Here is a 24,795-nt window from a genome sequence, read left to right on the forward strand (position 1 = left end):
ATCGTGCGGCCCTGCATGTCGCACGGCCGCTCGATCCTATGCCAGCCATCGCCTGCGAAGATCTTGGTAGGAAAAGGCCCCTACAGGGGCCACTTTCGTCCAAGATCGCGGACATCCACCGGCGACACGACGATCAGCGACCGCCCACGGAGCGGTACCAGGTCTTCTCCGTGCCCGCCAGGCTGAACGTCTGCTTGCGGTCCGGCTGCGGCACCACCACGAGGCCCGGCCGCTCCACCAGCCGCTGCGTCCCGGGCGGCGCGGCGAACGAGGCATCCCGGTTGGTCCGCCAGCTCAGTACGGCGACGGGCTGCCCCGGCACCGGCAGGTAGTACGCCTGGAGGGTGGTGGACCGGTCGGCGGGGGAGACCACCGGGGTCCCGCCGTCAGCCGGGCGGTAGACCACCGCGGTCATCGTGCCGGTGGCGCTCTCCCAGGTCAGCTGCTCCAGGTCGCCCGGCTCGCCGCCACCCAGCGCCACCTCGCCGAGCGACCGGACGGCGATCTTCGCCATCGGCCAGGACTCCGGCGCCGAGCGCGGCGCGTTCCGGTCGCCGATCCGGCGCGGCACGCTGCCGAACGGCCCCCGGGCGTCGGCGAGGAGGCAGGTGTCCAGCCCGGTCAGGGCGCGCCGGCCGGAGCCGGTCTCGTCGCGGACCAGCGGGTAGCGGGGCTCGGCGGTGGCCGTACCCAGGTCGAGGACCCGGTCCGCGGCCCGGCCGCGCGGCAGCGACCGGGTGGCGCGCAGCGTCGCGGTCAGCTCCACCGCCTGGCAGGCGGGTACGGCGACCGGCTCGGTGAGGCCGTCGGTGGTGGCCAGCGTGCGGTCGTCCGGGCCGAGCAGCCGCACCACCCGCGCCGAGGTGAGGTAGCGGCGGCCCTCCGCCGTCCGCACCGGCAGCACGTCGGAGTAGACCAGGTAGCCGGGGTCGGTGTACTCGGTGGCGTGGTCGACCCGCCAGCGGTCGCCGTCCCCGCCGAGTTGCAGCAGCCAGGAGGCGCTCTCACCGGGCACGTCGGCGGCGACCAGGGCCAGCGGCGTGCCGGCGACCGCGCCGGCGAAGAGGATGCCGGACGACGGCAGGTGCACCCGGTCGTCGATCGGCGAGCGCCAGTCCCGGACGGCCGCGGTGATCCCGGCGGTGGTGGCGGGATCCTCGGCCAGACTGCCGCGGGCCGGCCAGACGGTGAGCGGACCGTCCAGGCTGTCGTAGCCGGCCCGCAGGTCCGCCGGCTGCCGTCCCGCGACGGGCCCGCAGCCGGTCGCGCCCAGCAGCAGGGTCAGCAGTACGGTGGCCGTCGTGCCGAGTCGGCGGGCTGAAGCCACCGGTACACCCCCGATCCGGTCGCCGGTCGATTTTTGCGAAGCCACATGGTACGAGACGGCCCCCGGCGCGCCCGCAACCGCCTCACCCATCCGGAAGCGACCACAGAGGACGGCGGTGTGCTTTTCGCGGCCATTTTCCGGCTCCGGTAGACTCCGCCGACTGTGACGCCTGCCGAGCCCCGTGGCGACTCGCCGCCGGACGCCGACGCCCCGACGGGCTCCGCCTCCGTCACCACCGTCGCCCCGACCGCCCCCGAGCCCCCCGCCGTCCCGGAACCGGCCGGCCCGCCCGCCACCGCGCCGGAGCCCGCCGCCACGAAGCCCGGGGCCACGAAACCCGGGGCCACGAAACCCGCCGCCACCAAGCCGGCCGCCGACGAGGCCCGACCGGCCGCCCGGCGGCGCCGGCGCTGGACCCTGCGCCGGATCGACCTCGCGGTGCACGGGGTCTTCCTGCTCGCCGCGCTCTGGGTGACCAGCGGGATCTGGGCCGACCCCGCCGGCCGGGTGGCCGCCCTCTACAGCAGCGACCCGGCGCAGGTGCAGTTCTTCCTCGCCCACTCGGTACGCGTCGTGCTGCACGGCGAGTTCCCGTTCTACACCGACCAGTTCAACTACCCGGACGGGGTCAACCTGATGGCGAACACCGCCATCCTGGCCCTCGGCATCCCGATGGTGCCGGTCACCCTCCTGTTCGGACCGGCGGTGTCCTTCGTCACGCTGGTCACCCTCGGCCTGGCCGGCACGGCCGCCGCCTGGTACCGGGTGCTCTCCCGGCACGTGGTCCGGCTCCGGCTGGCCGCCGCCGTCGGCGCCTGGTTCTGCGGGTTCTCGCCGGCGATGCTCTCGCACGCCAACTGGCACCCCAACATCATCTCCCAGTTCCTGCTGCCGTTCATCGTCTGGCGGGTGCTGGTGCTGACCCGCACCACCCGACCGGTCCGCGACGGCGCGCTGCTCGCCCTGCTGGTCACCGTGCAGGCGTTCATCAACGAGGAGATCCTGCTCTTCACCGCGCTGGCCTGCGGCGTCTTCCTGCTCGCCGTGGTCGCCCAGCGGCGCGCGCTGTGGGCCACCGCCTGGCGCCCGCTGGGCATCGGGATGGCCGTCTGCGCGGTGCTCGCCGGGGCGCTGCTGGCGTACCCGCTCTACGTCCAGTTCGCCGGGCCGATGGCGTACCACGGGCTCAGCGACACCGTCCGGGACTACGGCAACGACATCGCGGCGTTCTTCGCGCCCGGCTCGACCACGCTGGGCGGCAACGAGCGGGCCAACGTCAACCTGGCCCCGAACTACTCCGAGGAGAACGCCTTCTTCGGCTGGAGCCTGTCGCTGCTGACCGTCGGCATCGTGGTCTGGCTGCGCCGGGAGGTGCTGGTCCGGGCGCTCGCCGTGACCGGGGCGTTCTTCGCGGTGCTCTCCCTCGGCGAGCGGGTGTCCTGGTGGGACCGGGACCTGTTCACCGGACCGTGGGAGCTGCTGGTCCACCTGCCGCTGCTGGACGCGGTGGTGCCCACCCGGTTCGGCATGATCACCGGCGTGGTCATCGGGGTGCTGCTGGCGTTTGCCGTCGAGCGGGCCGCGGCGCTGCGCGTGCCCGACCGCCGGACCGTACGGATCCTGACCGTCGCCGGCCTGGTGCTCGCCCTGCTGCCGATCGCGCCGATGCCGCTGCGGGTCACCAGCCGTCCCCCGGTGCCGGCGTTCATCACCGCCGACCGGTGGCGGCAGTACGTCGGGCCGGACCAGACCCTGGTCTCGGTGCCGGTGCCGAGCATGGGCAACACCGACCCGATGCGCTGGGCGGCCAGCACCGACCTGGCCTTCAAGATCCCCGGTGGCTACTTCCTCGCCCCGCGCAACGGGGTGACCGGCGATCCGGGCCGGTTCGGCGGGCGGCCCAGCGGGATCGGCGACCTGCTGGAGGAGGTCGCCGCCACCGGGCGTACGCCGAAGCTGGACGACCGGCAGCGCCGCCGCTTCCTCGACGAGCTGCGCCACTGGCGGGCCGCCATCGTCGTGCTGCCGCTGAACGAGCCGAACGCCGAGCCGCTGCGCCGTACCGTCGAGCAGCTGCTCGGCCCGGCGCGACAGGAGCTGGACGTGTGGTTGTGGGACGTCCGGACACTGACCAGCCAGTCGGCCTGACCCCGACCGTCCCGCCCGGCGAGGTGCCGGCGGCCGACGACGTCCCGGCGCGGCGGAACCGCCGGCGGTGGCCCCGCCCGGTCGACGCGCTCGTCGTCGCGGGCTACCTCGCCCTGGCCGTGCTGCTCACCGCCGGCCAGTGGGGCCGTCCAGGGCGGCTGTTCCACCAGGCCGGCGACCAGATCCTCTTCGAGTGGATGCTGGCCCGCGCGGCGCGGGCCGTGACCGGCGCGGAGAACCCGCTGCACAGCACCGCCCTGAACGCCCCGGACGGGGTGAACCTGATGGCCAACACCTCGGTGCTCGGGCTGGGGGTGCCGCTCACCCCGGTCACCCTGCTCGGCGGCCCGCAGGTGGCCTTCCTCGTCGCCGTCGTGGCCTGCCTCGCCGGCACCGCCACCGCCTGGTACGCGCTGCTGGCCCGCCGCCTGGTCCGGTCCCGGCCCGCCGCGGCGGTCGGCGGGCTGTTCTGCGGTTTCGCCCCCGGCATGGTGTCGCAGGCCGGGGCGCACCTGCACATGGCCGCCCAGTTCCTGGTGCCGGTGATCCTCGCCCTGGTGTTCCGGCCGCGCACCGACCGGGTACGCCGGGACGGCGTGCTGCTCGGGCTGGCCGTCGCGTACCAGGTCTTCCTCGGCGAGGAGGTGCTGGTCTTCCTCGCCCTCGCCGCCGGGGTGTTCGCCGGGACGTACGCGCTGGCCGACCGGGCCGCCGCGCGCCGGCTGGCGCCCGTGGTGGCGCGCCGGCTGGGCATCGGGGCGCTGGTCGCCGGAGTGCTGCTCGCGTACCCGCTGTGGTTCCAGTTCCACGGCCCGGGTCACTACTCCGGGATGCCCTTCTACGCCCGGGGTTACCGGCTCGACGCGGCCTCGTTCACCGCCGCCGCCCGGCAGAGCGTCGCCGGGGACGGTTACCGCGCGGGGCTGCTGTCGCCGAACCCGACCGAGCAGAACTCCTACTTCGGGCCGTTCCTGCCGCTGCTCGCCGTGCTCGTGGTGGTCCGGCTGTGGCGGCGCCCCCTGGTCCGGGCCCTGGCGGTCTGCGGGCTGCTCTTCGCCCTGCTCTCACTCGGCACCACGATCGTGGTGAACCGGCACGACACCGGGCTGCCCGGACCGTACCGGCTGGTCGCCGGGGTGCCGCTGCTGGACCTGGTGGTGCCGGCCCGGTTCGCGCTGGTCTGCGTACCGGTGCTCGGGGTGCTGCTGGCCCTCGCCCTGGACCGGGTCCGCCTGCGGTCCGCCCGGACCTGGGCGCCGTGGGCCGGCGCGGTCGTCGCCGCGCTGCTGCCGCTGGCCCCGACGCCGATCCGGACCGTGCCGGCGGTGCCGGTGCCGGCCTTCGTCGCCGACGGCGACTGGCGGGCGTACGTCCCGCCGGGGCGGACGCTGGTGCCGGTGCCCCCGGTGACCGGGGCCGCGGTGAGCCCGGCCACCCTCTGGTCGGCGCGCACCGGGCTGGCCTTCACCGCGCCGGGCGGCTTCTTCATCGGCCCCCGCGGCGCGGACGACCCGACCGCGCGCTGGGGCGCCCCGGACCGCCCCACCTCGGTGCTGCTGCGGCGGGCGGCCGAGACCGGGCAGGTGCCGGCGATCGGCGCGGCGGAACGCCGTCAGGCGGTCGAAGACCTGCGGTACTGGCGGGCGGCGGTGCTGGTGCAGGCCGACTCGTCCCCCGGCGACCCGGTGCGCGCCACCGTGGACGCGCTGGTCGGCCCCGGCCGGGACGTGGCCGGCGCACACATCTGGGACGTCCGCCCCCTCCTCGGTTGAGTTGTTAGGAGGGGGCCTCTGCTATACCCGAGGCGTTAAGAAGGGGCCCTTCCTTACACCCGGTCGCGGACGTCCCAGAGCCAGACGTCGTCGACCCGCTGCGGGGGGCCCAGCAGCGCGGTCATCAGCTGGCGCAGGACCCCCTCGCTCGGGTTGGCGCCGAGCACCACCACCGACGCCTTCCAGAAGCGCAGGTCCTCCAGCGCCTGGCGGCGGTTCTCCTCGGTGATCGCCGGGACCGTGCCGGCGTCCATGGTGGAGTAGATCAGCGTGCTGGTCGGCCGGTTCGGCGCGCCGAAGACGCCCTCGCCGTTCTCGTTCGGGCCGATGAAGTAGCCGGCCGGGATGGGGAACGCCAGCCCGGTCAGCGCGCTCCAGCGCAGCGTGGGCAGGCCGTGCACGTTGCTCGGGATCGGCACCGGCACCAGGGTCCGGCCCTCCGGCACGTACGGCCGCCAGGTGCCGGCGGTGATGAAGCGCGGTGGCGGGTCGATCTGCTGGGCCGGCAGCGGCCGGGGCAGGAGCGGCAGCAGGGCGGCCACGATCGCCGCGTACCCGATGCCGCGCAGCCAGCGGCGACGCGGCCGGGCGGCGGGCGGCGGCGCGGCCTCGACGGCGGCGCGCGGGGCCGGGACCGGCGGGCGACCGCCCACGGCGAGGGCGTTCCAGGCCAGCGCCAGCAGCACGCCGACCGCGCCGGCCACCACCAGGGTCAGCCGGGTCGGCATCATCATCTCGACCAGCGGCAGGTTGTCCGGCACGTACGCCCAGGGGCCGGCCACCGTGGTCTCCAGCCCGTCGAAGCGCACCGTCGGGCCGATCGCGGCGACGGTGAAGACCACCACCAGCACCGCGACGATCCGGGCCGGCAGCGAGCGGCGGACCAGCAGCACCAGGGCGACCAGCGCGACCAGCACCAGCGGCCAGCCGAACCAGCTGTTCTGCTCGGTCAGCCCGATGGTCTTCTCCACCGCCTCGTCGCCCGCGACGGTGTCCCGGGCGAAGGTGACGAAGGCCATCAGGTCCTCGCCCCAGCTGTGGAAGATCCCGCCCTGCAGACCACGGTAGGACTGCGGGCCGTTGAACTGGTACCAGATCGGGTAGGCGGTCAGCAGCAGGGCCACGCCGCCGCCCACGCCCATGGCGGCGAGGAACGTGCCCGCTTGCCGCCACGCCGCGCGCGGCCGCTGCACCACGTACGCCAGCACGACGACCAGGCAGGCCAGCGCGGTGAGCAGCAGCATCTCCTCGTTGATGAAGATCTGGTACGCCACCAGCAGGCCCAGCGCGATCCCGTTGCGCAGCCGGCGGCCCGGCTCGCCCAGCCGCAGCACCCGGACCACGATCAGCGGGAGCAGGAAGTTGGAGACGAAGTTCGGCTGTCCGTTGGCGTGGTGCACGATGCCGGGAGCGAAGCCGAGGAACGCGCCGCCGACGAAGGCCGCACCGCGGGACCGCACCAGGTGGCGGGAGAGCATCCAGTACGAGGTGGCCGCCGTGGCCGACAGCGCCGCGCCCAGGTAGAGCGCGTACATCACCTGCGGGCCCAGCAGCAGGGTGAGCGGCGCCAGCGGCAGGGTCACCCCGAGCATCGAGGTGTTCGCCATCATGTTCACGCCGTACGGGGCGTTCTGGCGGGCGGTGAAGAGCGGGTTCTCCAGGTGGCGGACCGAGTAGGCGCCGTGCGCGAAGAGCCACTCGAACCAGCTGTGGTCGGTCGGCAGGTGCGAGGAGACCCGGTGCTGCACGTCGCCCCAGTAGTTGAGGCAGACGAGAACGCCCAGCACCACATAGGCTGCGAGCGCCAGCACGTCGGCACGGGCCGGTCGGCGTCCGGGCCGGCGCGGCGGATCCGCCACGGCGGGCTCGACCGCGACGGGCGAGGGGTTCAGCGAGGGATCTACCACCGGCACAGCCACGACGGGCCATCGTACAGGCGGCGCGGCGTCGACCCGGCCGGCCGGTGGCGCGGCAGCGGGTCCGCCGGGGCGGCGGCGCGGAGAGGGGTGGCCGTGACCATCATCGATCTCGGTGAGCTCCGCGACCACGTCACACCCGATCCGCCGACCCGGCGGCGGCCGGCCGGCGGCCGCCCGTACCGGTTCCTCGCCGCGTTGGCGGTGGCGTTGCTCACGCTGGCCGGCGGGGTGCCCGCGGTCGCGCGTGCGCCGGCCACCGTGCCAGGCGGTCCGGCCGCCGCGGCGTTCGTGGCCGGCGGCCGGCTGTACGTGGTGCAGTCGCGTGACCCGGCGCGGGGCGTCGGCCGGCAACTCGTCGCGTACGGGGTGGACCCCGGCCCGCCGCAGCTGCTCTGGCGGACCCTGCTGCCCACCGACGGGGTGGCCGTCGCGGTCTGGGAGCAGGGTGGCATGGTCCTGGTCGTCGGCCGGACCGCCAACGACACCGGGTGGGAGACCCTGGGCGTCGCCGCCGGCACCGGGCGGATCGGCTGGCGGGAGGCCGGCGTGGCCTACCCGGCCGGCGACGCCGTGGTGCTGCAGCCTGTGGAGGGACGTGGCGGGGAACCGACCCGAACGGTCGAGGTGACCACCGGCCGGACTCTGTGGTCGGTCCCGAGACCCCCCGACGACCTGCTGTTCAGTTTCGGGCCGGCCGGGGTCGACCGGATGGTCTTCGTGCCCGCCTCCGGCGCGGTCGAGGTGTACGACCCCGGCACCGGCGCCCGGGTGGCCGCCCGTGACCTGCGCCCCGGCGAGCTGCCCGCCCGGCCGCGGATCCTCCTCGCCGCCGGTCTGCTGCTGGTGGCCCGGGACGCCGCCGGCACCGTCACCGCGTACGACCTGGCCACCCTGGACCAGCGCTGGACGATCTCGATCCCGCTGGTCGGCTACGCGGCCTCCTGCGGCCAGCTGATCTGCGCGAGCCGGCAGACCGGCGGGATGTGGGCCCTCGACCCGGCCACCGGCCGGATCCGGTGGTCCGACGACCGGTGGGCGGCGGCCCTGGCCGCGACCGACGGCCGGCTCCTGGTCGCGGCGGAGACCGCCGCCGGGACCCGGCTGACCGTGCTGGAGGAGGCCACCGGCCGGGTGGTCGCCGACCTCGGCGGCTGGAACCTGGTCCCGCAGGACGAGGTGGACGGCCGGGTGATCGGCGTCCGCGCGGGCGACGACGGCCGGCTGCGGGTGGCCGAGCTGGACCCGGCGCTCGGCGGTGCCCGGATCCGCGACGCCCTCACCGGGGCGACCGGGGACTGCCGGGTCGGCGGCGCGGTGCTGGTCTGCCGCCGGGGGGACGGCGCGTTCGGGGTGTGGCGGATCGGATGAGCCGGGTGATCGAGCTGGGGGAGATGCCGCACGGCGAGGAGGCCGAGCCGCCCCGGGCACCCCGGCGGCCCCCGGCGCCCGTGGCCCGGGTGGTGGGGCTCTGCCTCGTCGCGCTGCTCACCCTGGCCGGGGCCGCGCCGGCCGCCGGGCGACCGCCGGGCACCCCGGTGTCCGCGCCGCAGGGCGCCACCTTCCTGATCGTCGCCGGCCGGCTCGTGGTGGCCGACGGGCCGGGCACGGTGGGCGGGTGGGGTCGGGTCGTCACCGGGCACCGGCTGCCCGACGGGCAGCCGCAGTGGCGGTTCGTGCTCCCGACCGGCGACCACGTGCTGGGCCTGAGCACGATGGCCGGCCTGCTGCTGGTCACCAGCAGCCCCGCCGGGGCCGGCGACACGATCACCACCGTGCTCGACCCGGCGTCCGGGGTGGTGCGCTGGCGGGAATCCGGCTACCCGGTGCCGACCCAGCCGGGCGGGATCCTCTTCGAGACGCCGCGGGCCGACGGCACCGGCACGATCCGGTCGGTGGACCCGGGGTCGGGTCGGGTCCGCTGGTCACTGCCGATGCCCGGCAACGGGGTGGCGTACCGGGAGGGCGACCGGGGGGTGTCGGAGGTCGTGCTGGTCAGCGCCGACGGGCGGGTGGCGGTGCACGACGCCGGCTCGGGCGCGTTGCGGCGGACCGGCCGGGTGCCGCCGGCCGGCGACCGGGTGTCGTACCGGTTCACCCAGGTGGTGGCCGACCTGCTGCTGGTCGACGGGTCGCCCGGCAGCGTCACCGCGTACGGCCTGGACCGGTTGGACCGCCGCTGGAGCGTCCCGGTGCCGGCCCGGGTGGCGGCCTGGTTCGCCGACTGCGCGGGCGTGGTCTGCCTGCAGGGCCAGCTACCCGGGATCCGCGCGTACGACCCGGCCACCGGCCGTCAGCTCTGGGCCGACGAGCACTGGCTCGGGGCGATCCCGATCGGTGACCGGCTGCTCGCCGCCGCCCCGGCGGTCGGACTGGAGGTCGAGCTGGCGGTCCTCGACCCGGGCACCGGCCGCACGGCGGCCCGGCTCGGCCGGTGGCGGCTGGCCGGCCGCGACCGGTCGGCGCCCCGGCAGCTCGGGTTCCGCCGGCTGCCCGGCGACCGGACGCTCGTCGGGGAGCTGGACGTCCTCGCCGGCCAGGCCCGGATCCGGGCGGTGCTGCCGGGCTCCTGGGACGAGTGCGCCGACGCCGGCAGTGCGCTGGTCTGCCTGCGGCCGTCCGGCGGGCTGGTGGTCTGGCCGGTGGTCCCGTGAGTCACCAGTTGGCCTGCGCGGGCGGCGGGGGCAGCGGCACCGACTCCGGCCGGACCACGTACGCCACCCCGCCGCTGCCGTCCTGCCAGGCCGCCTCGAACGGCCCCCGGGGCACGGTCCGGCGGACCGCCTCGTCGTCCGGCGCGTACGGGTCGTTGAGCACCGGGTCGCCGCCGGCGGTGAAGCCGACCAGCACCATCAGGTGCCCCTTGGTGTCGTAGTCCAGCCCCGGCACCTGCCCGCGCCGGAAGGCCGCCGACAGGATCAGTGGGATGCCGGCGGCGACGAACCGTTCCGCCTCGGCGAGGTGACGCAGCCGGGTGACGAAGGCGTCCACCCCGTGCCAGCCCGCGTACGCGGTGTTGAACGGCCAGTTCCCGGCCCCCGCGTACGCGTGGTCGTAACAGTGCCGGGCGGCGTGCACGACCACCGGCCGGTGGCCCGGCGGGTTCACCCAGGCGTACCGGTCGGGGGCCGGGCCCGCGCCCCAGAAGTCCAGCACCATCGAGACGCAGGTGGGGCTGCACCAGGAGTCCCCGCCGCCGCCCCAGCGGGTCTCCCCGCCGGCGTGCAGCCGCTGCGAGTACCGGGGCACGTCCAGTACCCGCGCGGCCGCGTCGCCGGCCGCCGCGCCGACCGGCGCGTCGGTCCCGACCGGCGGCGCGTCGGTCGCGGCAGCCCGGGCGTCGGTCGCGGCAGCCCGGGCGTCGGTCCGCTTCTCGACCGCCCCGGAGGCCACCGCGCCGACCGTGCACAGCACCGGGGTCGCCGCCAGGCCGGCCCGCCGGTACAGGGTGACCCGGACCTGCCAGCCGGTGGCCGCCGCGCGCAGCAGGCCCAAGGTGTCCACCTTCGCCCACGCCTCGTCCCGGGTCTGTCCCGGCACCGAGCTGCGGTGGATGGTCCCGTCGTCGGCGGCCCAGTGCCCCAGGTCGAACCACTCCGTGGACGGCTTGCCCTCGTCCCGGCCGCGCAGTTCGACGCGCAGCCAGCAGCCCGCCGGGGTGTCCCCGGTCCAGGACGGCACCACCTCGTCGACCGGGAAGCCCAGCTCCACCGCCGGGGAGGTCCAGGTCGCCAGCTCGTATTCGGCGGTGCCGCCCGAGTGCGGGTCGGTGTGCTCGACCCGGCCGGCGGGTGCGCCGATCACGAGGCCGTCCGCCCCGACGGTCACCCCGTCGGCCGTGCCCAGCTCCAGGTCCGCCGGGAACCGGAAGCGCCGGTACGCGATGTCCCGCCCGGGGTCGACTGCGGGCATGGCGGGCTCCGTCCGTTCGGTGCCCGGGCCGGGTGGCCGGGCGGTGGTCAACGGATGCCGGGAAGCATGGCGTACCTGAAGGATTTTTGCAACGACGGCGCGGGACGCCGGGTTGGCGGCCCGCACTAGGTTGTCGGGAGGTCACGAGGTGGGAGGCCGGGGATGCGGGTACTGGTGGTCGAGGACGAGCGGAACCTCGCCGACGCGATCGCGCGTGGGCTGCGCAAGCGCGGCATGGCCGTGGACGTGGCCTACGACGGCGACTCCGGGCACGAGGCGGCCTTCGTCACCCGGTACGACGTGGTGGTCCTCGACCGGGACCTGCCCGGCGTGCACGGCGACCAGATCTGCGCCGACCTGGCCGCCTCCGGGGCGTTGACCCGGGTGCTGATGCTCACCGCCAGCGGCACGGTCGCCGACCGGGTCGAGGGGTTGCAGCTCGGCGCCGACGACTACCTGCTCAAGCCGTTCGCCTTCGACGAGCTGGTGGCCCGGGTCCAGGCGCTCGGCCGGCGGGCCACCCCGGCCGCCCCGCCGGTGTTCGAGGTCGCCGACCTGGTACTCGACCCGGCCCGCCGGGTGGTCACCCGGGGCGGGACGCCGGTCGACCTGACCAACAAGGAGTTCGGCGTGCTCGCGGAACTGCTCAAGGCGCGCGGCGCGGTGGTCTCCAGCGAGGAGCTGCTGGAGCGGGTCTGGGACGCGAACACCGACCCGTTCACGACGATCGTCCGGGTCACCGTCATGACGCTGCGCAAGAAGCTGGGCGACCCGCCACTGATCGAGACGGTGGTCGGCGCCGGCTACCGGATGGCCGAGGTGTCGGCATGACGGCGGCGTCCACGCCGGCGGCCGACCGCCGGCCCCTGCCGCGCCCGGCCCTGCGGCCACGCCCCACCCTGCGGCTGCGGCTCACCCTGCTCAACGGGGTGCTGCTGGTCGGTGCCGGGGCGATCCTGGTGCTGCTGGCCTGGCTGCTGGTCCGGGACGCGCTGCGCCCCACCGACGAGCTGCTGCCCGGCACCACGGTGGTGCTCGCCGACGGCCGCACCCTGGACGCCGGGCAGTGGCAGCGGCAGCTGGTCGACGCCGCCTCGCGGGAGCTGCTGGTCAAGGGCCTGGTGGCGCTGCTGGCGATCAGCCTGGTCGGGGTCGCCGGCGCGTACGTGGTGGCCGGCCGGGCGCTGCGCCCGCTGCACCAGGTCACCGCCACCGCCCGGCGGCTCGGCGAGGCCACCCTGGACCAGCGGATCCGCTGGTCCGGCGCGGACGACGAGGTCGCCGAGCTGGCCGAGACCTTCGACGCGATGCTGGACCGGATCGCCGCCGCGTTCGAGGCGCAGAAGCGCTTCGTCGCCAACGCCTCGCACGAGCTGCGTACCCCGCTCGCCGTGATGCGGACCGAGATCGACGTGACGCTCAGTGACGACGAGGCCGACATGGCCGAGTACCGCCGGATGGCCACCGTGGTCCGGGACGCCTCCGAGCGGGCCAACGGACTGGTCGACGCGCTGCTGGTGCTGGCCCGCAGCGAGGCGCAGACCGGCCGCCGGCTGGCCCGCCGGGCCGAGTGCGACCTCGCCGTGGGCACCGCCAACGCGCTGTCGGCGATGGCCCGCGAGGTGGAACGGATCGGCCTGCGGGTGCACACGGCGCTGCGCCCGGCGCCGGTGGTCGGCGACCCGGGCCTGCTCGACCGGCTCGCCGGCAACCTGGTCGAGAACGCGGTCCGCTACAACCACTTCCAGGGCCGGCTCTGGGTCCGGACCGGCACCGACGGACAGCGCTCCTGGCTGGTGGTCGGGAACACCGGCTTCGAGGTCGCCCAGGCCGACGTGCCGGGCCTGTTCGAGCCGTTCCGCCGGGGCGGCCAGGAGCGGACCGGCGCCCGGGGCTCCGGCCTCGGGCTCTCCATCGTCCGCGCGGTCTGCGACGCGCACGGCGGCACGGTGAAGGCGGTGGCGCAGCCGGGCGGCGGTCTGGAGGTGACCGTGACGCTGCCGTCCGCGGACACCCCGGCCGCCACCTGAGGGCGCGGGCCTTGCCTCCGGTGCCGGCCGGCTGACATGATCAACGGGTCAGCCCGAGCCGCGGAAGGGGGTGTGGTCGATGTCCACCGTGAACCGTCCCGCGCCCCGCACCGTCCTCCGCTGACGTCACCCACGCCACGCGGGGCGCACTCCGATCAGGAGGAAGCACCGTGAGTGCACAGATCCACTGCGTCACCGTCGAGAGCGACGACCCGTACGTCCTGGCCAGCTGGTGGGCGGCGGCGCTCGACCGCAAGCTGAACGACGACGACCACCCCGGCGACCCGGAGGCGGTCCTGGCCGCCCCCGACGGCCACGGCCCCGACCTGCTCTTCGTGCGGGTGGGGGAGCGGCACGGCAAGGGCGCGTTCCACCTCGACCTGCACCCGGCGGAGGGCAGCCGGGACGCCGAGGTCGAGCGGCTGCGCGGCCTCGGGGCGACCCTGGTCGCCGATCGGCGGCGGCCGGACGGCACCGGCTGGGTGGTGCTGGCCGACCCCGAGGGGAACGAGTTCTGCGTCTGCCGCAGCCAGGCGGAACGCGCCGCCTCGGCCTGACCCTGATAAGGAGACCGGCCCCCGCCGCACGGCGGGGGCCGGTCTCCGGGCTCGCGAAAGGGTCAGACCCGCTTCTCGATCTGGCCCCGCATGGTGACGAACTGCTTCTCCAGCTCGGCCGCCGGCTTGTCGTAGATGAGGATCATGCCGAGGCTGCCCCGGTCGGCCCAGACGCAGACACCGACCTTCACGCCCTCGGTCTCGCCGTCGCCGCACTCGGCCTCGCCGCCCAGCGGGCCGGGCTCGACCGGCTTGAAGTTGGCCACCCCCATGTCGGCGGAGAGGCCCTTGGTGGCGTCCGCCAGCTCCTTCTTCGGGTCGGCGATCAGGCCGGACGCGCCGGCGATCATGAGCAGGTCGCCCTTGGCCGGGTCGCCGTAGAAGGCGCCGACGGTGCTGGTGGCGTCCGGCACGTCGCTCTTGATCTGCGTCTTCATCTGCTCGGCGGCGCCCGCGAGCTTCGGGTCGTCCACCTTCGGCTTGCCGCCCAGGGTGGCCGGGGCCTCCACTCGGGTCTTGGTGGCGTCGACGACGTCCTTCACCGTGTCCTTGGTGGCGAAGTAGACGGCGGTGCCACCACCCACGCAGAGCAGCACCACGACGGCCAGGACGATCAGCAGGATCTTGCCGACGCTGGACTTCTTCTTCGGCGGCTCGGCGGGCTGGCCGTAGCCGGGCTGGCCGGCCTCCGCGCCGAACGGCTGGCCGGGCTGCTGCGGCGGGTAGCCGCCGCCGTACTGGGGCTGCTGCGGCGGGTACCCACCGCCGTACTGGGGCTGCTGCGGCGGCGGGAAGCCACCGGGCTGCTGCGGGGGCGGGGGGTAGGAACCGGGCTGAGGGTTGTACGGCGGCTGGGACATGTCTGTGGCAGCTCCTGTGAGAAGTCGACGCGTGATGGTAGCCAGCCGGGCCGACACCGCGCTGCACGCCTGGGGCTGGAGTGACGAAACCGGAACCGGCTCGTGACCAGGAGACGGTCCGGCGGCGCGAACCTGCCCGGCGGGTGGCCGGGCGATGGCCTTGCGGTGCCGTCCGGGGCGGGCCGGGCGGTTCGGGACGAATGAGACGATCGCGGTGGCCGAACCGTCCGGGCGGGACGGTCGGCCACCGCGATCGCGGGGGAGCGGCGGTGGATCAGGCGGTGGTCAGCGCAGGCTGGCCACGCCGCGCGGCAGGAACCGCCGGCCGGTGACCCGCTCGGCGGCGCCGGTCCGGTCCAGGTACGGCGTGACGCCGCCCAGGTGGAACGGCCAGCCCGCGCCGAGGATCATGCACAGGTCGATGTCCTGCGCCTCGGCGACGACGCCCTCGTCGAGCATCAGCCGGACCTCCTGCGCCAGCGCGTCCAGCGCGTTCTGGCGTACCTGCTCGCCGGTGAGCGGCTGGTCGCCGACCACGAGGAGCTTGGCGACCTCCTCGTTGACCTGGTCGTCGACCACGATCGGCTGGCCGGAGTCGGCGATCCGCTTGAGGTTCTCGCTGACGCCGAACCGGTCCGGGAAGGCGGCGTGCAGGGTGCCGCCCACGTGGTACGCCACGGCCGGTCCGACCAGCTGGAGCAGGGCGAGCGGGCGCATCGGCAGACCCAGCGGGTCCAGCGCGCTGTTCGCCACGTCCAGCGGGGTGCCCTGGTCGACGGCGGCGAAGACGGTGCCGAGGAAGCGGGTCAGCAGCCGGTTGACCACGAACGCCGGGGCGTCCTTGACCAGCACCGAGGACTTCTTCAACTGCTTGCCGACCGCGAACGCCGTCGCGAGGGTGGCGTCGTCGGTCCGCTCGCCCCGGACGATCTCCAGCAGCGGCATCATCGCGACCGGGTTGAAGAAGTGGAAGCCGACCACTCGCTCCGGGTGCTCCAGGTCCGCGGCCATCTCGGTCACCGACAGGCTGGAGGTGTTGGTGGCCAGCACCGCCTCCGGCTTGACGATCTTCTCCAGCTCGGCCCAGACCTGCTTCTTGACGTTCAGGTCCTCGAAGACCGCCTCGATGACGAAGTCGGCGTCGGCGAAGACGGACTTGTCCACCGAGCCGCTGACCAGGCCGTACAGCTTGGCGGCGGTGCCCTTGTCCATCCGGCCCTTGCTGACCGACTTCTCGATCTGGCTGTGCACGTAGCCGACGCCCTTGTCCACCCGGGCCTGGTCCAGGTCGGTCATGACGACCGGCACCTGGAGGCGGCGGGCGAAGAGCAGGGCGAGCTGGCTGGCCATCAGGCCGGCGCCGACGATGCCCACCTTGGTGACCGGCCGGGCCAGGCCCTTGTCCGGCGCGCCGGCCGGCCGCTTGGCCCGCCGCTGCACCAGGTCGAAGGCGTACAGGCCGCTGCGCAGCTCCTCGGAGAAGACCAGGTCGGCCAGGGCCTCGTCCTCGGCGGCGGTGCCGGTGGCGAAGTCGGCGTCCTTCGCGGTCTCCAGCAGGTCCAGCGCCTTGTACGCGGCCGGGACCGCGCCGTGCAGCCGCTGGTCGAGGGTCTGCCGGGCGAAGTAGAGCACGCCCGCCCACATGTCCTTGTCGACCTCGGGCCGGGTCACGGTGACCTCGCCCCGGACCACGCCGGCCGCCCACTCCAGGGACCGCTCCAGGAAGTCGGCCGGCTCCAGCAGCACGTCGGCGATGCCCATCTCGGCCGCCTGCTTCGGCTTGAGCATCTTGTTCTGCATCAGCGGGTTCTGCAGGATCACCTGGGTCGCGGCCGGGATGCCGATCAGGTTCGGCAGCAGCTGGGTGCCGCCCCAGCCGGGGACCAGGCCGAGCGAGACCTCGGGCAGCGCGAGGGCCGCCGCGCCCGCCGAGAGGGTCCGGTAGTGGCAGTGCAGGGCCAGCTCCAGGCCGCCGCCCATCGCCGCGCCGTTGACGAAGGCGAAGGTCGGGATCTCGCTGTCCTTGAGCCGGGCGAAGACCCGGTGGCCGAGCCGGCCGATCTCCAGCGCCTGCGCGCGGTCGGCCAGCAGCGGCAGGCCGGTGATGTCGGCGCCCACGCAGAAGATGTACGGCTTGCCGGTGACCGCGATGAACGCCGGGTTCGCCGCGAGGGCCGCGGTGATCGCCTCGTCCAGGCTGGTCAGGCCGCCCGGGCCGAAGGTGTTCGGCTTGGTGTGGTCGAAGCCGTTGTCCAGGGTGATCAGGGCGGCGGGACGGTCCAGCCCCGGTACGTTCACCTGGCGCAGCAGCGCCTTGGTGACGACCTCGTTCGGTGCGGCGAGCGCGCTCACTTGTTGCCACCCTCCCAGTGCGGGTTCTCCCAGATGACGGTGCCGCCCATGCCGATGCCGATGCACATGGCGGTGAGGCCGTAGCGGACCTCGGGGTGCTCGGCGAACTGCCGGGCCAGCTGGGTCATCAGCCGTACGCCGGAGGAGGCGAGCGGGTGACCGATGGCGATCGCACCGCCCCACGGGTTGACCCGCGGGTCGTCGTCGGCGATGCCGAAGTGGTCGAGGAAGGCGAGCACCTGCACGGCGAACGCCTCGTTCAGCTCGAACAGGCCGATGTCGTCGATGGTCAGGCCGGCGATGCGCAGCGCCTTCTCGGTCGACGGGATCGGGCCGACACCCATCACCTCGGGCTCGACGCCGACGAAGCCGTACGACACCAGCCGCATGCCGACCGGCAGGCCCAGCTCGCGGGCGGTCTCCTCGGCGACCAGCAGGGCCGCGGTGGCGCCGTCGTTCAGGCCGGCCGCGTTGCCCGCGGTGACCTTGCCGTGCGGGCGGAACGGGGTCTTCAGGCTGGCGAGCTTCTCCAGCGAGGTGTCCCGGGGCGCCTCGTCCACGGTGGCCAGGCCCCAGCCGTTCTCCTCGTCGCGGATCGCGACCGGCACCAGGTCGCCCTGGAGCTTGCCGTTGGCGTACGCCTTGGCGGTCTTCTGCTGGGAGGCGAGCGCGAACGCGTCGGTGCGCTCCTTGGTGATGTGCGGGACCCGGTCGTGCAGGTTCTCCGCGGTGGCCCCCATCACCAGGGCGGACGGGTCGACCAGCTTCTCCGCGATGATCCGCGGGTTGGGGTCGACGCCCTCGCCCATCGGGTGGCGGCCCATGTGCTCGACGCCGCCGGCGATGGCCACGTCGTACGCGCCCATGGCGATGCCGCTGGCGACGGTGGTGACCGCGGTCATCGCGCCGGCGCACATCCGGTCGATGGCGAAGCCGGGCACCGTCTTGGGCAGGCCGGCCAGCAGGGCGGCGGTGCGGCCGATGGTCAGGCCCTGGTCGCCGATCTGGGTGGTGGCCGCGATCGCGACCTCCTCGACCCGCTCCGGCGGCAGCTGCGGGTTGCGCCGCATCAGCTCGCGGATGCAGCGGATCACCAGGTCGTCGGCGCGGGTGTTGGCGTACATGCCACCCGCCTTGCCGAACGGGGTGCGGACGCCGTCGACGAAGACGACATCCCGAACTTCACGGGGCACTTGGAGCCTCCTCTTCGACCATGATTCGGTCTCCGCGCCGCCCGGCGGCGCCACGGACCGGATGAGGTCGGCCGGCACTGGCATTTCCCCCGGATGCTACTCGCCAGTAACCAACGGCGTCACCATCCCCCGTGTGGCCCACCCCACACTCCGCGCGCCCGTCGTCGACGAGGTTGGCGGCGGTGTCGATCTCGGACACCGCCGCCAACGTCATGTTCGGGCGTCAGGGCTTGGGAGCCAGCAGGGCCTCGGTGAGGGCGGGGAGGAGGAGGCCGAGCTGCCACTCCCGGGCACCGAAGCCGCGGAGGGTCTCCGCCACGGTCTCGTCGGTGATCTCCTCCGGCGGCTGCCAGGCCAGGCGGCGGATCGAATCCGGCGCGATGAGGTTCTCCGGTGGGAGGTTGTGCGCGCCGGCCCTGCCGACCACCACCTCCCGGCAGCGGGCCAGCCGGCCCGCCGCCACCGGGTCCCGCTCCGCCCACCGGTGCGGCGGGGGCGGCCCCTCGACGACCGGGGTCACCGGCAGCGCGTCGTCCGGGAGCTGGCGGGCGTCCTCCAGCGCCGCCAGCCAGGTACGGGCCAGCCGGCGCACCGAGCGACCGCCGAACCCGGGCAGGGTCAGCAGCGTCTTCTCGTCCTTGGGGTCCAGCTCGGCGGCGGCCACGATGGCCGAGTCCGGCAGCACCCGCCCGGGGGCGGCGTCCCGCCGCGCGGCGATCTGGTCCCGGGCGTACCAGAGCGAGCGCACCCGGGCCTGGGCCCGCGCGCCCCGCACCCGGTGGATGCCGGAGGTACGCCGCCACGGCTCGGCACGGACCCGGGGCGGCCGGGCGCCGGTGCGGACCAGCGCGGCGAACTCCTCCGCCGCCCACTCCGACTTGCCCTGCCGGCGTAGCTCCTCGTCGAGGGCGTCCCGCAGGTCCACCAGCATCTCCACGTCCAGCGCCGCGTAGGTCAGCCAGGACTCCGGCAGCGGCCGGCTGGACCAGTCCGCCGCCGAGTGGTGCTTCTCGAGGGTGTAGCCGAGGAGCTGCTCGGTCAGCGCGGCCAGGCCGACCCGCTCGAAGCCGGCCAGCCGCGCGGCCAGCTCGGTGTCGAAGAGCCGGCGGGGGCGCAGCCCCAGCTCGGCCAGGCAGGCGAGGTCCTGGCTGGCGGCGTGCAGCACCCACTCCGCCTCGGCGATCGCCGCGTCCAGGGCGGAGAGGTCGGGCAGCGGCAGCGGGTCGATCAGCACGGTGCCCGCGCCAGCCCGGCGCAGCTGCACCAGGTACGCGCGCTGGCTGTAGCGGTATCCCGAGGCGCGCTCGGCGTCCAGGGCCACCGGGCCGCTGCCCGCCGCGAAACGGGCCACGACCTCGTCGAGCTCGGCCGGCGCGGCCACCGGTGCGGGAGTGCCCTCGCGCGGGGCGGTCAGCGGGACGGGCCCGCCGACGGTCGGTTCGCTCCCCGCGTCCGCCGGCTCCGGAGCGGCCGGCGACGGGTGCGGTGAGGCCTCTCCCGTACGGCTTTCGGCGGCCCGACGGCGCAGGGGTGGTTCGTCGGTCACCTGACAACCCTAGTGCGCCGGGAGATCCGGTGTGCGCAGCCGGTCGGGCGCGTGTCGGCGGGATGGCCGGCACGTGTCGTGGCGGGTTCGGCTTGCCTCGATGTGGCAGGGTCGGACAACGGGGAAGACAAACCCCGTTCGCGCCGGTACGGTCCTTCGGGCCGCGCCGGGTCTCGAACACCCCGGCAGCGGGCGTCGCGGCGGGTGTGCACGGGGGAGGACAGCGACCATGACGGCTGGTTACGGAGCCGGCGACGGAGTGCCGGGGCAGGGCGCGGACGAGACGGCCGACCAGGGGCTCGCCGAGCCTCCGGTGAGCGGCCGGCCGGGGCCGCTGCCGCCGCGCATGGTCCGACCGGCCGGCCACGCCCCGGTGCCCGGACCGGCCGGCTTCCCGGCGCCGCCCGGTGGCGGCCTTCCCGCCCCGGCCGCCGCCAGCGTTCCGCCCCCGCCCGGCGGCTTCGCCGCACCACCGCCCGCCGGCTTCGGTACGCCGTCCCTGCCGGATAGCGGCTTCACCACCCCGTCCGTGCCGGATGGCGGCCTCGGCACGCCGCCCGCGCCGGCTGCGGGCTTCGGCACGCCGTCCGTGTCGGATGGCGGCTTGGGCACGCCGCCCGCGCCGCATGGCGGCTTCGGCACGTCCGACAAGCCCGGCTCGGCGGGCTTCCCGCCGCATCGCGACCCGGCGTCGTCGCCCGACGTCGGTGCTGCGCCGGCCCCGGAGCCGCCCGGTGCCGCGCTGCCCGGTGCCCTGGGCCAGCCGGTCGTGCCGGCGCCCCGGGGCACCTGGTCCCCCGCGCCGAACAGCGGGCAGTGGGAGGCGGCGGCCGGCGCACCGGCCGCCCCGCGGGCCCAGGCCGGCTGGCCGCCGGCGGCCGCCCCCGAGCTCGCCCCGGCCCCCGGCCAGCCGACGGGTTTCGCCCCGATGAGCGGGCAGCCGACCGGTGCCTCCCTGGCCCCCGGCCACGCGACGGGTTTCGCCCCGGCGAGCGGGCAGCCGGCCGGGGCCGCCCCGGTTTCGGGGCAACCGACCGCGTCGCCGGCGACCTTCGGGCAGCCGACCTCCGCGCCGGCCTACCCGGCGCAGCCCACCTCGGGTCCGGGCTTCCCGGCGCAGCCGACCACCGGTCCGGGCTATCCGGGGCAGCCCACCTCGGGTCCGGCCTATCCGGGGCAGCCGGTCTCCGCGCCCGTTCACTCCGGGCAGTCGCTCGCGGCGGCCGCCTACCCCGGCCAGCCGGGCGGCGGCACCGCCCTGCCGGGGCAGCCCGCGTCCGGTCCGGCGTACCCGGCCGACCCGGCCGCCCGGCGGCGCCGGTTGCCGGTGGTGGCGCTGGCCCTCGCCGGGGTGCTGGCGGTGGTCGCCGGCGTGCAGGCGTACCAGATCCACCGGCTGGACGACCGGCTCGCCGCCACCGACCGGCGGCTGGCCGACGTGCAGGGGGCGGCCGGCACCCGGTTCGACGGCCTGGAGCAGCGGACGGGGGCCCTGGAGAAGCAGGCCGGGGCGGCGTTCAACCCGGAGGCCGTGGCCAGCGCCGTGCTGCCCAGCGTGTTCCGGGTCCGCGCCGGCGACTTCACCGGTACCGCCTTCGCGGTCGGCAAGCCGCCGGCCGGCGGCGGCACCACGCTGCTGACCAACTTCCACGTGGTCGAGTCGGTCTTCGCCGGTGGCGGCCGGAAGGTCTTCCTGGAGCGCTCGGACCAGCGCTTCGAGGCCACCATCGTCCGGGTCGACAAGGACAAGGACATCGCCCAGTTGAGCACCAGCGCCCGGTTCAAGGCACTGGTCGCGGCCGCCACGCCGGTCAAGTCCGGGCAGCAGATCGTCGTGGTCGGCGCCCCGCTGGGCCTGCAGGACACGGTGACCACGGGGGTGGTGAGCGCCTTCCGCAAGGACGACGGCGACTCCGGCCCGGTCATCCAGTTCGACGCGCCGATCAACCCCGGCAACTCGGGCGGTCCGGTGATCAACGGCGCCAAGGAGGTCGTCGGCATCGCCACCGCCAAGGCCCGGGACGCCGAGGGCATCGGCCTCGCGGTGCCCATCAAGACCGCCTGCGACACCTTCTCGCTCTGCTGACCGGCTCCGCCGCCGGTCGCCCTTGACCGCAACGCGTACGTCGACGCGTGGCCCCGACCACGCCGGATCCACCGACGCGGCCCCTCGGGGCCACCCCACGGGGGGACCAGCACACCTGGAGGAAGAGACATGTCCCAGCCACCGACCGGCGCGGGCGGCTACCCGCCCCAGCCGCCGGGCGGCACCGTGTACGGCAGCCCGTACGGGACCGGCCAGCCGGCACCCCAGTACGGGCCCGCCCAGCCGGAGCCGACCCTGCCCCAGCCCACCATGCCGCAGGCCGCGCCGCCGCAGCCCGCCCCGCCGGTCCCCGGCCAGTACGCGCCGGGCGCCGCCCCGGTCTCCGCGCCCGGGTACCCGCAGCCGATGTCGGCCCCGCCGATGTCCGCCCCGCCGGTCTCGGGCCCCGGCTTCGGCCCCCAGCCGATGTCCGCCCCGCCCGGCTCGGCCCCGCCGTACCCGGCCCCGAGCGCGGGCGCCGGCAAGGGGCGGACCGCCCTGATCCTCGCCGTCGTCGCCGGGCTGCTCTTCATCCTCGGCGGCGTGATGACCGGCCTCTACGTCACCACGAACGGGAAGCTGGAGAAGGCCGAGAAGCAGGTCAGCCAGCGGGACGGCACCATCGCGGCCAATCAGCAGGAGATCGACAAGCTGAAGGCCGACCTCCAGTCGGTCCGCGACAAGCTGGCCGACACCGAGCAGGACCTGACCGGCACCAAGAACGACCGGGACGAGCAGGCCCGGCAGAAGAAGGTCATCGCCAGCTGCCTGGACAAGCTGACCACCGCACTGCGGGCGGCGTCCCGGGGCGACAAGGCCGGCTTCGACGCGGCCAGCAAGGGCATGGACAAGGTCTGCGACGAGGCCGACAACTACCTCTGAGTAGCCGCCCGGCACGGGCCGCCCCGGTCATCCGGGGCGGCCCGTCCGCGTTCCGCCCGGACAGCCCGGCCGGCCGTCACGCGGGCAGCCCGGGACGCGACGGGCCCTGCCAGGGCCGGGCCCGGGATGTAGCCGGGCGCTGCCAGGGTCGGGGCCGAGATGGGGGCGGGCGCTGCCAAGGTCGGATCCGGGACGCAGCCGGCGCTGGCCGGGGCCGTCCCGGGATCCGGCAGGCCGCCTCGCTTCCCCTTCTCCCACCACCCGGGAAGCTTCTCCGAACAGCAGGACGTCCAATAGATCTTGGTAGGAACCGGCCCCCATAGGGGGCCATTTCCGTCCAAGATCTCCGAGCGACGAGCGACGGGCGACGGGCGGCCCGGGGTCAGGCGGCGCCGGCGGGGCGGCGGGTGGGCAGGGCGGTCACGCCGGGCGGCGGCAGCCCGGCCGTCGAGGCCAGCAGGGTGCACCAGCCGAGCAGGTGCGGGACCAGGTCGACAGCGAGCGGCGTCCACGAGGCGCGGATCTCGATGTCCCCGGCGGCGGGTGGCCCGGCCAGCTCGCCGAACCGGGTGGAGAGGGTCTGGGTGACGGTCCCGCCGATGGCCCGGTACCGGGCCTCCTGCGCGTCCAGGGCGTCGGTCAGCCAGGCCCAGCCCACGCCGGGCAGCAGCGGGTCGCTGGCCAGGTCCACCTCCAGCTCGGCGGTCACGTAGGTGACCAGCCGGAGGGTGCCCTGCCACGCCTCGTGGCCGGCCGGGTCGTGCAGCAGGATCAGCCGCCCGGTGGCCACCTCGTCCTCGTCCCGCAGGACCGCGGCGGAGAGCGCGAACGCGTACGGGGCCAGCCGTTGCGGCGCGCCGACCTCCTCCAGCAGGATCTCCGGCCGGGGTGTCACCGAGCGCAACCCCGCGACCGCGCGAGCGAAGGTTTCCGGGAGCGCGATCGGGGGGGCCATGCCGGCAGCCTATGCCGCCGCTCGCCCGCACGGCGTGACGGCGCGCCGAGCGGGCGGTCACGATCATGCGCCCGGCGACCCCGCCGCGGGCCGGAGGGTGGCCGGTCACAAAAGGTGACGCTGACCGCGAGGGGCGCTCGGGCGCGTGGCACGATTGCCGCGATGACCACCGACACCACGGGCACCGCCGCCCGAGACGGAGAATCCCGCCACGGCGGGCCGGCCGACTCGCCCTTCGTCCGCGCCTGCCGGCGCGAGCCGGGCCCGCACACCCCCGTCTGGTTCATGCGCCAGGCCGGCCGGTCGCTGCCGGAGTACCGGGAGATCCGGGCCAACGTGCCGATGCTGGAGTCGTGCCGCCGCCCCGAACTGGTCGCCGAGATCACCCTCCAGCCGGTCCGCCGGCACGGGGTGGACGCCGCGATCCTGTTCAGCGACATCGTGGTCCCGGTGGCCGCCGCCGGCGTCGACCTGGACATCGTCCCCGGCACCGGGCCGGTGGTGGCCGAGCCGGTACGTACCGCCGCCGACGTCGACCGGATCCGCCCGATCGGCCGGGACGACGTGTCCTACGTGGACGAGGCGGTCCGGCTGCTGGTCACCGAGCTCGGCGACACCCCGCTGATCGGCTTCGCCGGCGCCCCGTTCACCCTGGCCAGCTACCTGGTCGAGGGCGGGCCGTCGCGGACCCACGCGAAGACCAAGGCACTCATGTACGGCGACCCCGACCTCTGGCACGCCCTGTGCGCCCGGCTGGCCGAGGTGACGCTCGCGTTCCTGCGGGTCCAGGTCGACGCCGGGGTCTCCGCGGTGCAGCTCTTCGACTCGTGGGCCGGAGCGCTCTCCGAGGCCGACTACCGCCGCTACGTGCTGCCGCACTCGACGTACGTGCTCGCCGGCCTGGCCGACGCCGGCGTGCCCCGGATCCACTTCGGGGTGGGCACCGCCGAGCTGCTCGGCGCGATGGGCGAGGCCGGCGCCGACGTGGTCGGCGTGGACTGGCGTACGCCGCTGGACGTGGCGACCCGCCGGATCGGCCCGGACAAGGCGGTGCAGGGCAACCTCGACCCGTGCGTGCTGCTCGCCCCCTGGCCGGTGGTGGAGGCCGAGGTGCGCCGGATCCTCGACCAGGGGCGGGCCGCCCCCGGTCACGTGTTCAACCTCGGTCACGGCGTGCTGCCGGAGACCGACCCCGACGTGCTGACCCGGGTGGTCGCGCTGGTGCACGAGCTCAGCGCGCGGCCGGTCGAGTAGAGGAG

General features: G+C 75.3%; 18 protein-coding genes. 10 read left to right on the plus strand and 8 right to left on the minus strand.

Annotation, left to right across the window (positions count from 1 at the left end; all coding sequences use genetic code 11):
- Nucleotides 1-133: 133 nt before the first annotated feature.
- Complete coding sequence (locus ACGFI9_RS13890; protein ID WP_393178324.1) at nt 134-1,327, minus strand: hypothetical protein; 1,194 nt, start codon at nt 1,325-1,327, stop codon at nt 134-136.
- Between the two features lie 162 nt (nt 1,328-1,489).
- Here ACGFI9_RS13890 and ACGFI9_RS13895 point away from each other — a divergent pair, with 162 nt between their 5' ends.
- Both ACGFI9_RS13895 and ACGFI9_RS13900 read left to right on the plus strand, forming a co-directional pair.
- A complete protein-coding gene (locus ACGFI9_RS13895) occupies nt 1,490-3,475 on the plus strand; it encodes a hypothetical protein (protein ID WP_393178325.1) in 1,986 nt (661 codons plus the stop codon).
- A complete protein-coding gene (locus ACGFI9_RS13900; protein ID WP_393178326.1) occupies nt 3,433-5,247 on the plus strand; it encodes a hypothetical protein in 1,815 nt (604 codons plus the stop codon). The genes ACGFI9_RS13895 and ACGFI9_RS13900 overlap by 43 nt, the downstream gene beginning before the upstream one ends.
- Before the next feature lie 53 nt (nt 5,248-5,300).
- On the opposite strand, the gene ACGFI9_RS13905 is transcribed toward ACGFI9_RS13900, so the two are convergent.
- On the minus strand, nt 5,301-7,139 hold the full coding sequence (locus tag ACGFI9_RS13905) for a hypothetical protein (protein WP_393178475.1): 1,839 nt from the start codon (nt 7,137-7,139) through the stop codon (nt 5,301-5,303).
- A 120-nt stretch (nt 7,140-7,259) separates the two neighbouring features.
- Between ACGFI9_RS13905 and ACGFI9_RS13910 the strand changes: the two genes are divergently transcribed.
- Together ACGFI9_RS13910 and ACGFI9_RS13915 are read left to right on the plus strand one after the other, a co-directional pair.
- On the plus strand, nt 7,260-8,534 hold the full coding sequence (locus ACGFI9_RS13910) for a PQQ-binding-like beta-propeller repeat protein (RefSeq protein ID WP_393178327.1): 1,275 nt from the start codon (nt 7,260-7,262) through the stop codon (nt 8,532-8,534).
- Nucleotides 8,531-9,817 (plus strand): PQQ-binding-like beta-propeller repeat protein, encoded by a 1,287-nt coding sequence (locus tag ACGFI9_RS13915; protein WP_393178328.1) that lies wholly within the window; start codon nt 8,531-8,533, stop codon nt 9,815-9,817. The genes ACGFI9_RS13910 and ACGFI9_RS13915 overlap by 4 nt, the downstream gene beginning before the upstream one ends.
- A 1-nt stretch (nt 9,818) precedes the next feature.
- On the opposite strand, the gene ACGFI9_RS13920 is transcribed toward ACGFI9_RS13915, so the two are convergent.
- Nucleotides 9,819-11,075: a C39 family peptidase gene (locus ACGFI9_RS13920; RefSeq protein ID WP_393178329.1), complete on the minus strand. Its 1,257-nt coding sequence runs from the start codon at nt 11,073-11,075 to the stop codon at nt 9,819-9,821.
- Nucleotides 11,076-11,237: 162 nt separating this feature from the next.
- On the opposite strand from ACGFI9_RS13920, the gene ACGFI9_RS13925 reads away from it, so the two are divergent.
- The 3 genes from ACGFI9_RS13925 (at nt 11,238) to ACGFI9_RS13935 (ending at nt 13,662) form a co-directional block, all read left to right on the plus strand.
- Nucleotides 11,238-11,906, plus strand: coding sequence for a response regulator transcription factor (locus ACGFI9_RS13925; protein WP_393178330.1), 669 nt, complete (start codon nt 11,238-11,240; stop codon nt 11,904-11,906).
- Nucleotides 11,903-13,105, plus strand: coding sequence for a sensor histidine kinase (locus tag ACGFI9_RS13930; protein ID WP_393178331.1), 1,203 nt, complete (start codon nt 11,903-11,905; stop codon nt 13,103-13,105). Before ACGFI9_RS13925 ends, ACGFI9_RS13930 begins: the two co-directional genes overlap by 4 nt.
- Before the next feature lie 170 nt (nt 13,106-13,275).
- On the plus strand, nt 13,276-13,662 hold the full coding sequence (locus ACGFI9_RS13935) for a VOC family protein (RefSeq protein WP_393178332.1): 387 nt from the start codon (nt 13,276-13,278) through the stop codon (nt 13,660-13,662).
- Between the two features lie 62 nt (nt 13,663-13,724).
- Here the strand turns inward: ACGFI9_RS13935 and ACGFI9_RS13940 are convergent, their stop codons facing one another.
- The 4 genes from ACGFI9_RS13940 to ACGFI9_RS13955 all read right to left on the minus strand — a co-directional run bounded on the left by ACGFI9_RS13940 (nt 13,725) and on the right by ACGFI9_RS13955 (nt 19,613).
- Nucleotides 13,725-14,522, minus strand: a complete 798-nt coding sequence (locus tag ACGFI9_RS13940) for a hypothetical protein (RefSeq protein WP_393178333.1) — start codon at nt 14,520-14,522, stop codon at nt 13,725-13,727.
- 285 nt (nt 14,523-14,807) lie between these two features.
- Nucleotides 14,808-16,874 (minus strand): 3-hydroxyacyl-CoA dehydrogenase NAD-binding domain-containing protein, encoded by a 2,067-nt coding sequence (locus ACGFI9_RS13945; RefSeq protein WP_393178334.1) that lies wholly within the window; start codon nt 16,872-16,874, stop codon nt 14,808-14,810.
- Complete coding sequence (locus ACGFI9_RS13950; RefSeq protein ID WP_393178335.1) at nt 16,871-18,067, minus strand: thiolase family protein; 1,197 nt, start codon at nt 18,065-18,067, stop codon at nt 16,871-16,873. Before ACGFI9_RS13950 ends, ACGFI9_RS13945 begins: the two co-directional genes overlap by 4 nt.
- Nucleotides 18,068-18,290: 223 nt before the next feature.
- Nucleotides 18,291-19,613 (minus strand): HRDC domain-containing protein, encoded by a 1,323-nt coding sequence (locus tag ACGFI9_RS13955; RefSeq protein WP_393178336.1) that lies wholly within the window; start codon nt 19,611-19,613, stop codon nt 18,291-18,293.
- A 229-nt stretch (nt 19,614-19,842) separates the two neighbouring features.
- Here ACGFI9_RS13955 and ACGFI9_RS13960 point away from each other — a divergent pair, with 229 nt between their 5' ends.
- Together ACGFI9_RS13960 and ACGFI9_RS13965 are read left to right on the plus strand one after the other, a co-directional pair.
- Complete coding sequence (locus ACGFI9_RS13960; RefSeq protein ID WP_393178337.1) at nt 19,843-21,699, plus strand: trypsin-like peptidase domain-containing protein; 1,857 nt, start codon at nt 19,843-19,845, stop codon at nt 21,697-21,699.
- Between the two features lie 129 nt (nt 21,700-21,828).
- Nucleotides 21,829-22,581 carry a hypothetical protein gene (locus tag ACGFI9_RS13965; protein WP_393178338.1) on the plus strand — a complete coding sequence of 251 codons (753 nt, stop codon included), beginning with the start codon at nt 21,829-21,831 and terminating at the stop codon, nt 22,579-22,581.
- A gap of 382 nt (nt 22,582-22,963) precedes the next feature.
- Here ACGFI9_RS13965 and ACGFI9_RS13970 read toward each other — a convergent pair whose 3' ends face one another.
- On the minus strand, nt 22,964-23,536 hold the full coding sequence (locus ACGFI9_RS13970) for a DUF3000 domain-containing protein (RefSeq protein ID WP_393178339.1): 573 nt from the start codon (nt 23,534-23,536) through the stop codon (nt 22,964-22,966).
- A 162-nt stretch (nt 23,537-23,698) separates the two neighbouring features.
- Between ACGFI9_RS13970 and hemE the strand changes: the two genes are divergently transcribed.
- A complete protein-coding gene (hemE, locus tag ACGFI9_RS13975) occupies nt 23,699-24,790 on the plus strand; it encodes a uroporphyrinogen decarboxylase (protein ID WP_393178340.1) in 1,092 nt (363 codons plus the stop codon).
- Nucleotides 24,791-24,795: the final 5 nt, after the last annotated feature.

Source organism: Micromonospora sp. NPDC048930, from assembly GCF_043197935.1.
Lineage (GTDB): Bacteria > Actinomycetota > Actinomycetes > Mycobacteriales > Micromonosporaceae > Micromonospora.

What these genes read in the sequence shown, in the direction of transcription:
- ACGFI9_RS13915 (WP_393178328.1), top strand. Translation starts at nt 8,531, where the DNA reads ATGAGCCGGGTGATCGAGCTGGGGGAGATGCCGCACGGCGAGGAGGCC.
- ACGFI9_RS13920 (WP_393178329.1), bottom strand. Translation starts at nt 11,075, where the DNA reads ATGCCCGCAGTCGACCCCGGGCGGGACATCGCGTACCGGCGCTTCCGG.
- ACGFI9_RS13925 (WP_393178330.1), top strand. Translation starts at nt 11,238, where the DNA reads ATGCGGGTACTGGTGGTCGAGGACGAGCGGAACCTCGCCGACGCGATC.
- ACGFI9_RS13930 (WP_393178331.1), top strand. Translation starts at nt 11,903, where the DNA reads ATGACGGCGGCGTCCACGCCGGCGGCCGACCGCCGGCCCCTGCCGCGC.
- ACGFI9_RS13940 (WP_393178333.1), bottom strand. Translation starts at nt 14,522, where the DNA reads ATGTCCCAGCCGCCGTACAACCCTCAGCCCGGTTCCTACCCCCCGCCC.
- ACGFI9_RS13960 (WP_393178337.1), top strand. Translation starts at nt 19,843, where the DNA reads ATGACGGCTGGTTACGGAGCCGGCGACGGAGTGCCGGGGCAGGGCGCG.
- ACGFI9_RS13965 (WP_393178338.1), top strand. Translation starts at nt 21,829, where the DNA reads ATGTCCCAGCCACCGACCGGCGCGGGCGGCTACCCGCCCCAGCCGCCG.
- ACGFI9_RS13970 (WP_393178339.1), bottom strand. Translation starts at nt 23,536, where the DNA reads ATGGCCCCCCCGATCGCGCTCCCGGAAACCTTCGCTCGCGCGGTCGCG.
- hemE (WP_393178340.1), top strand. Translation starts at nt 23,699, where the DNA reads ATGACCACCGACACCACGGGCACCGCCGCCCGAGACGGAGAATCCCGC.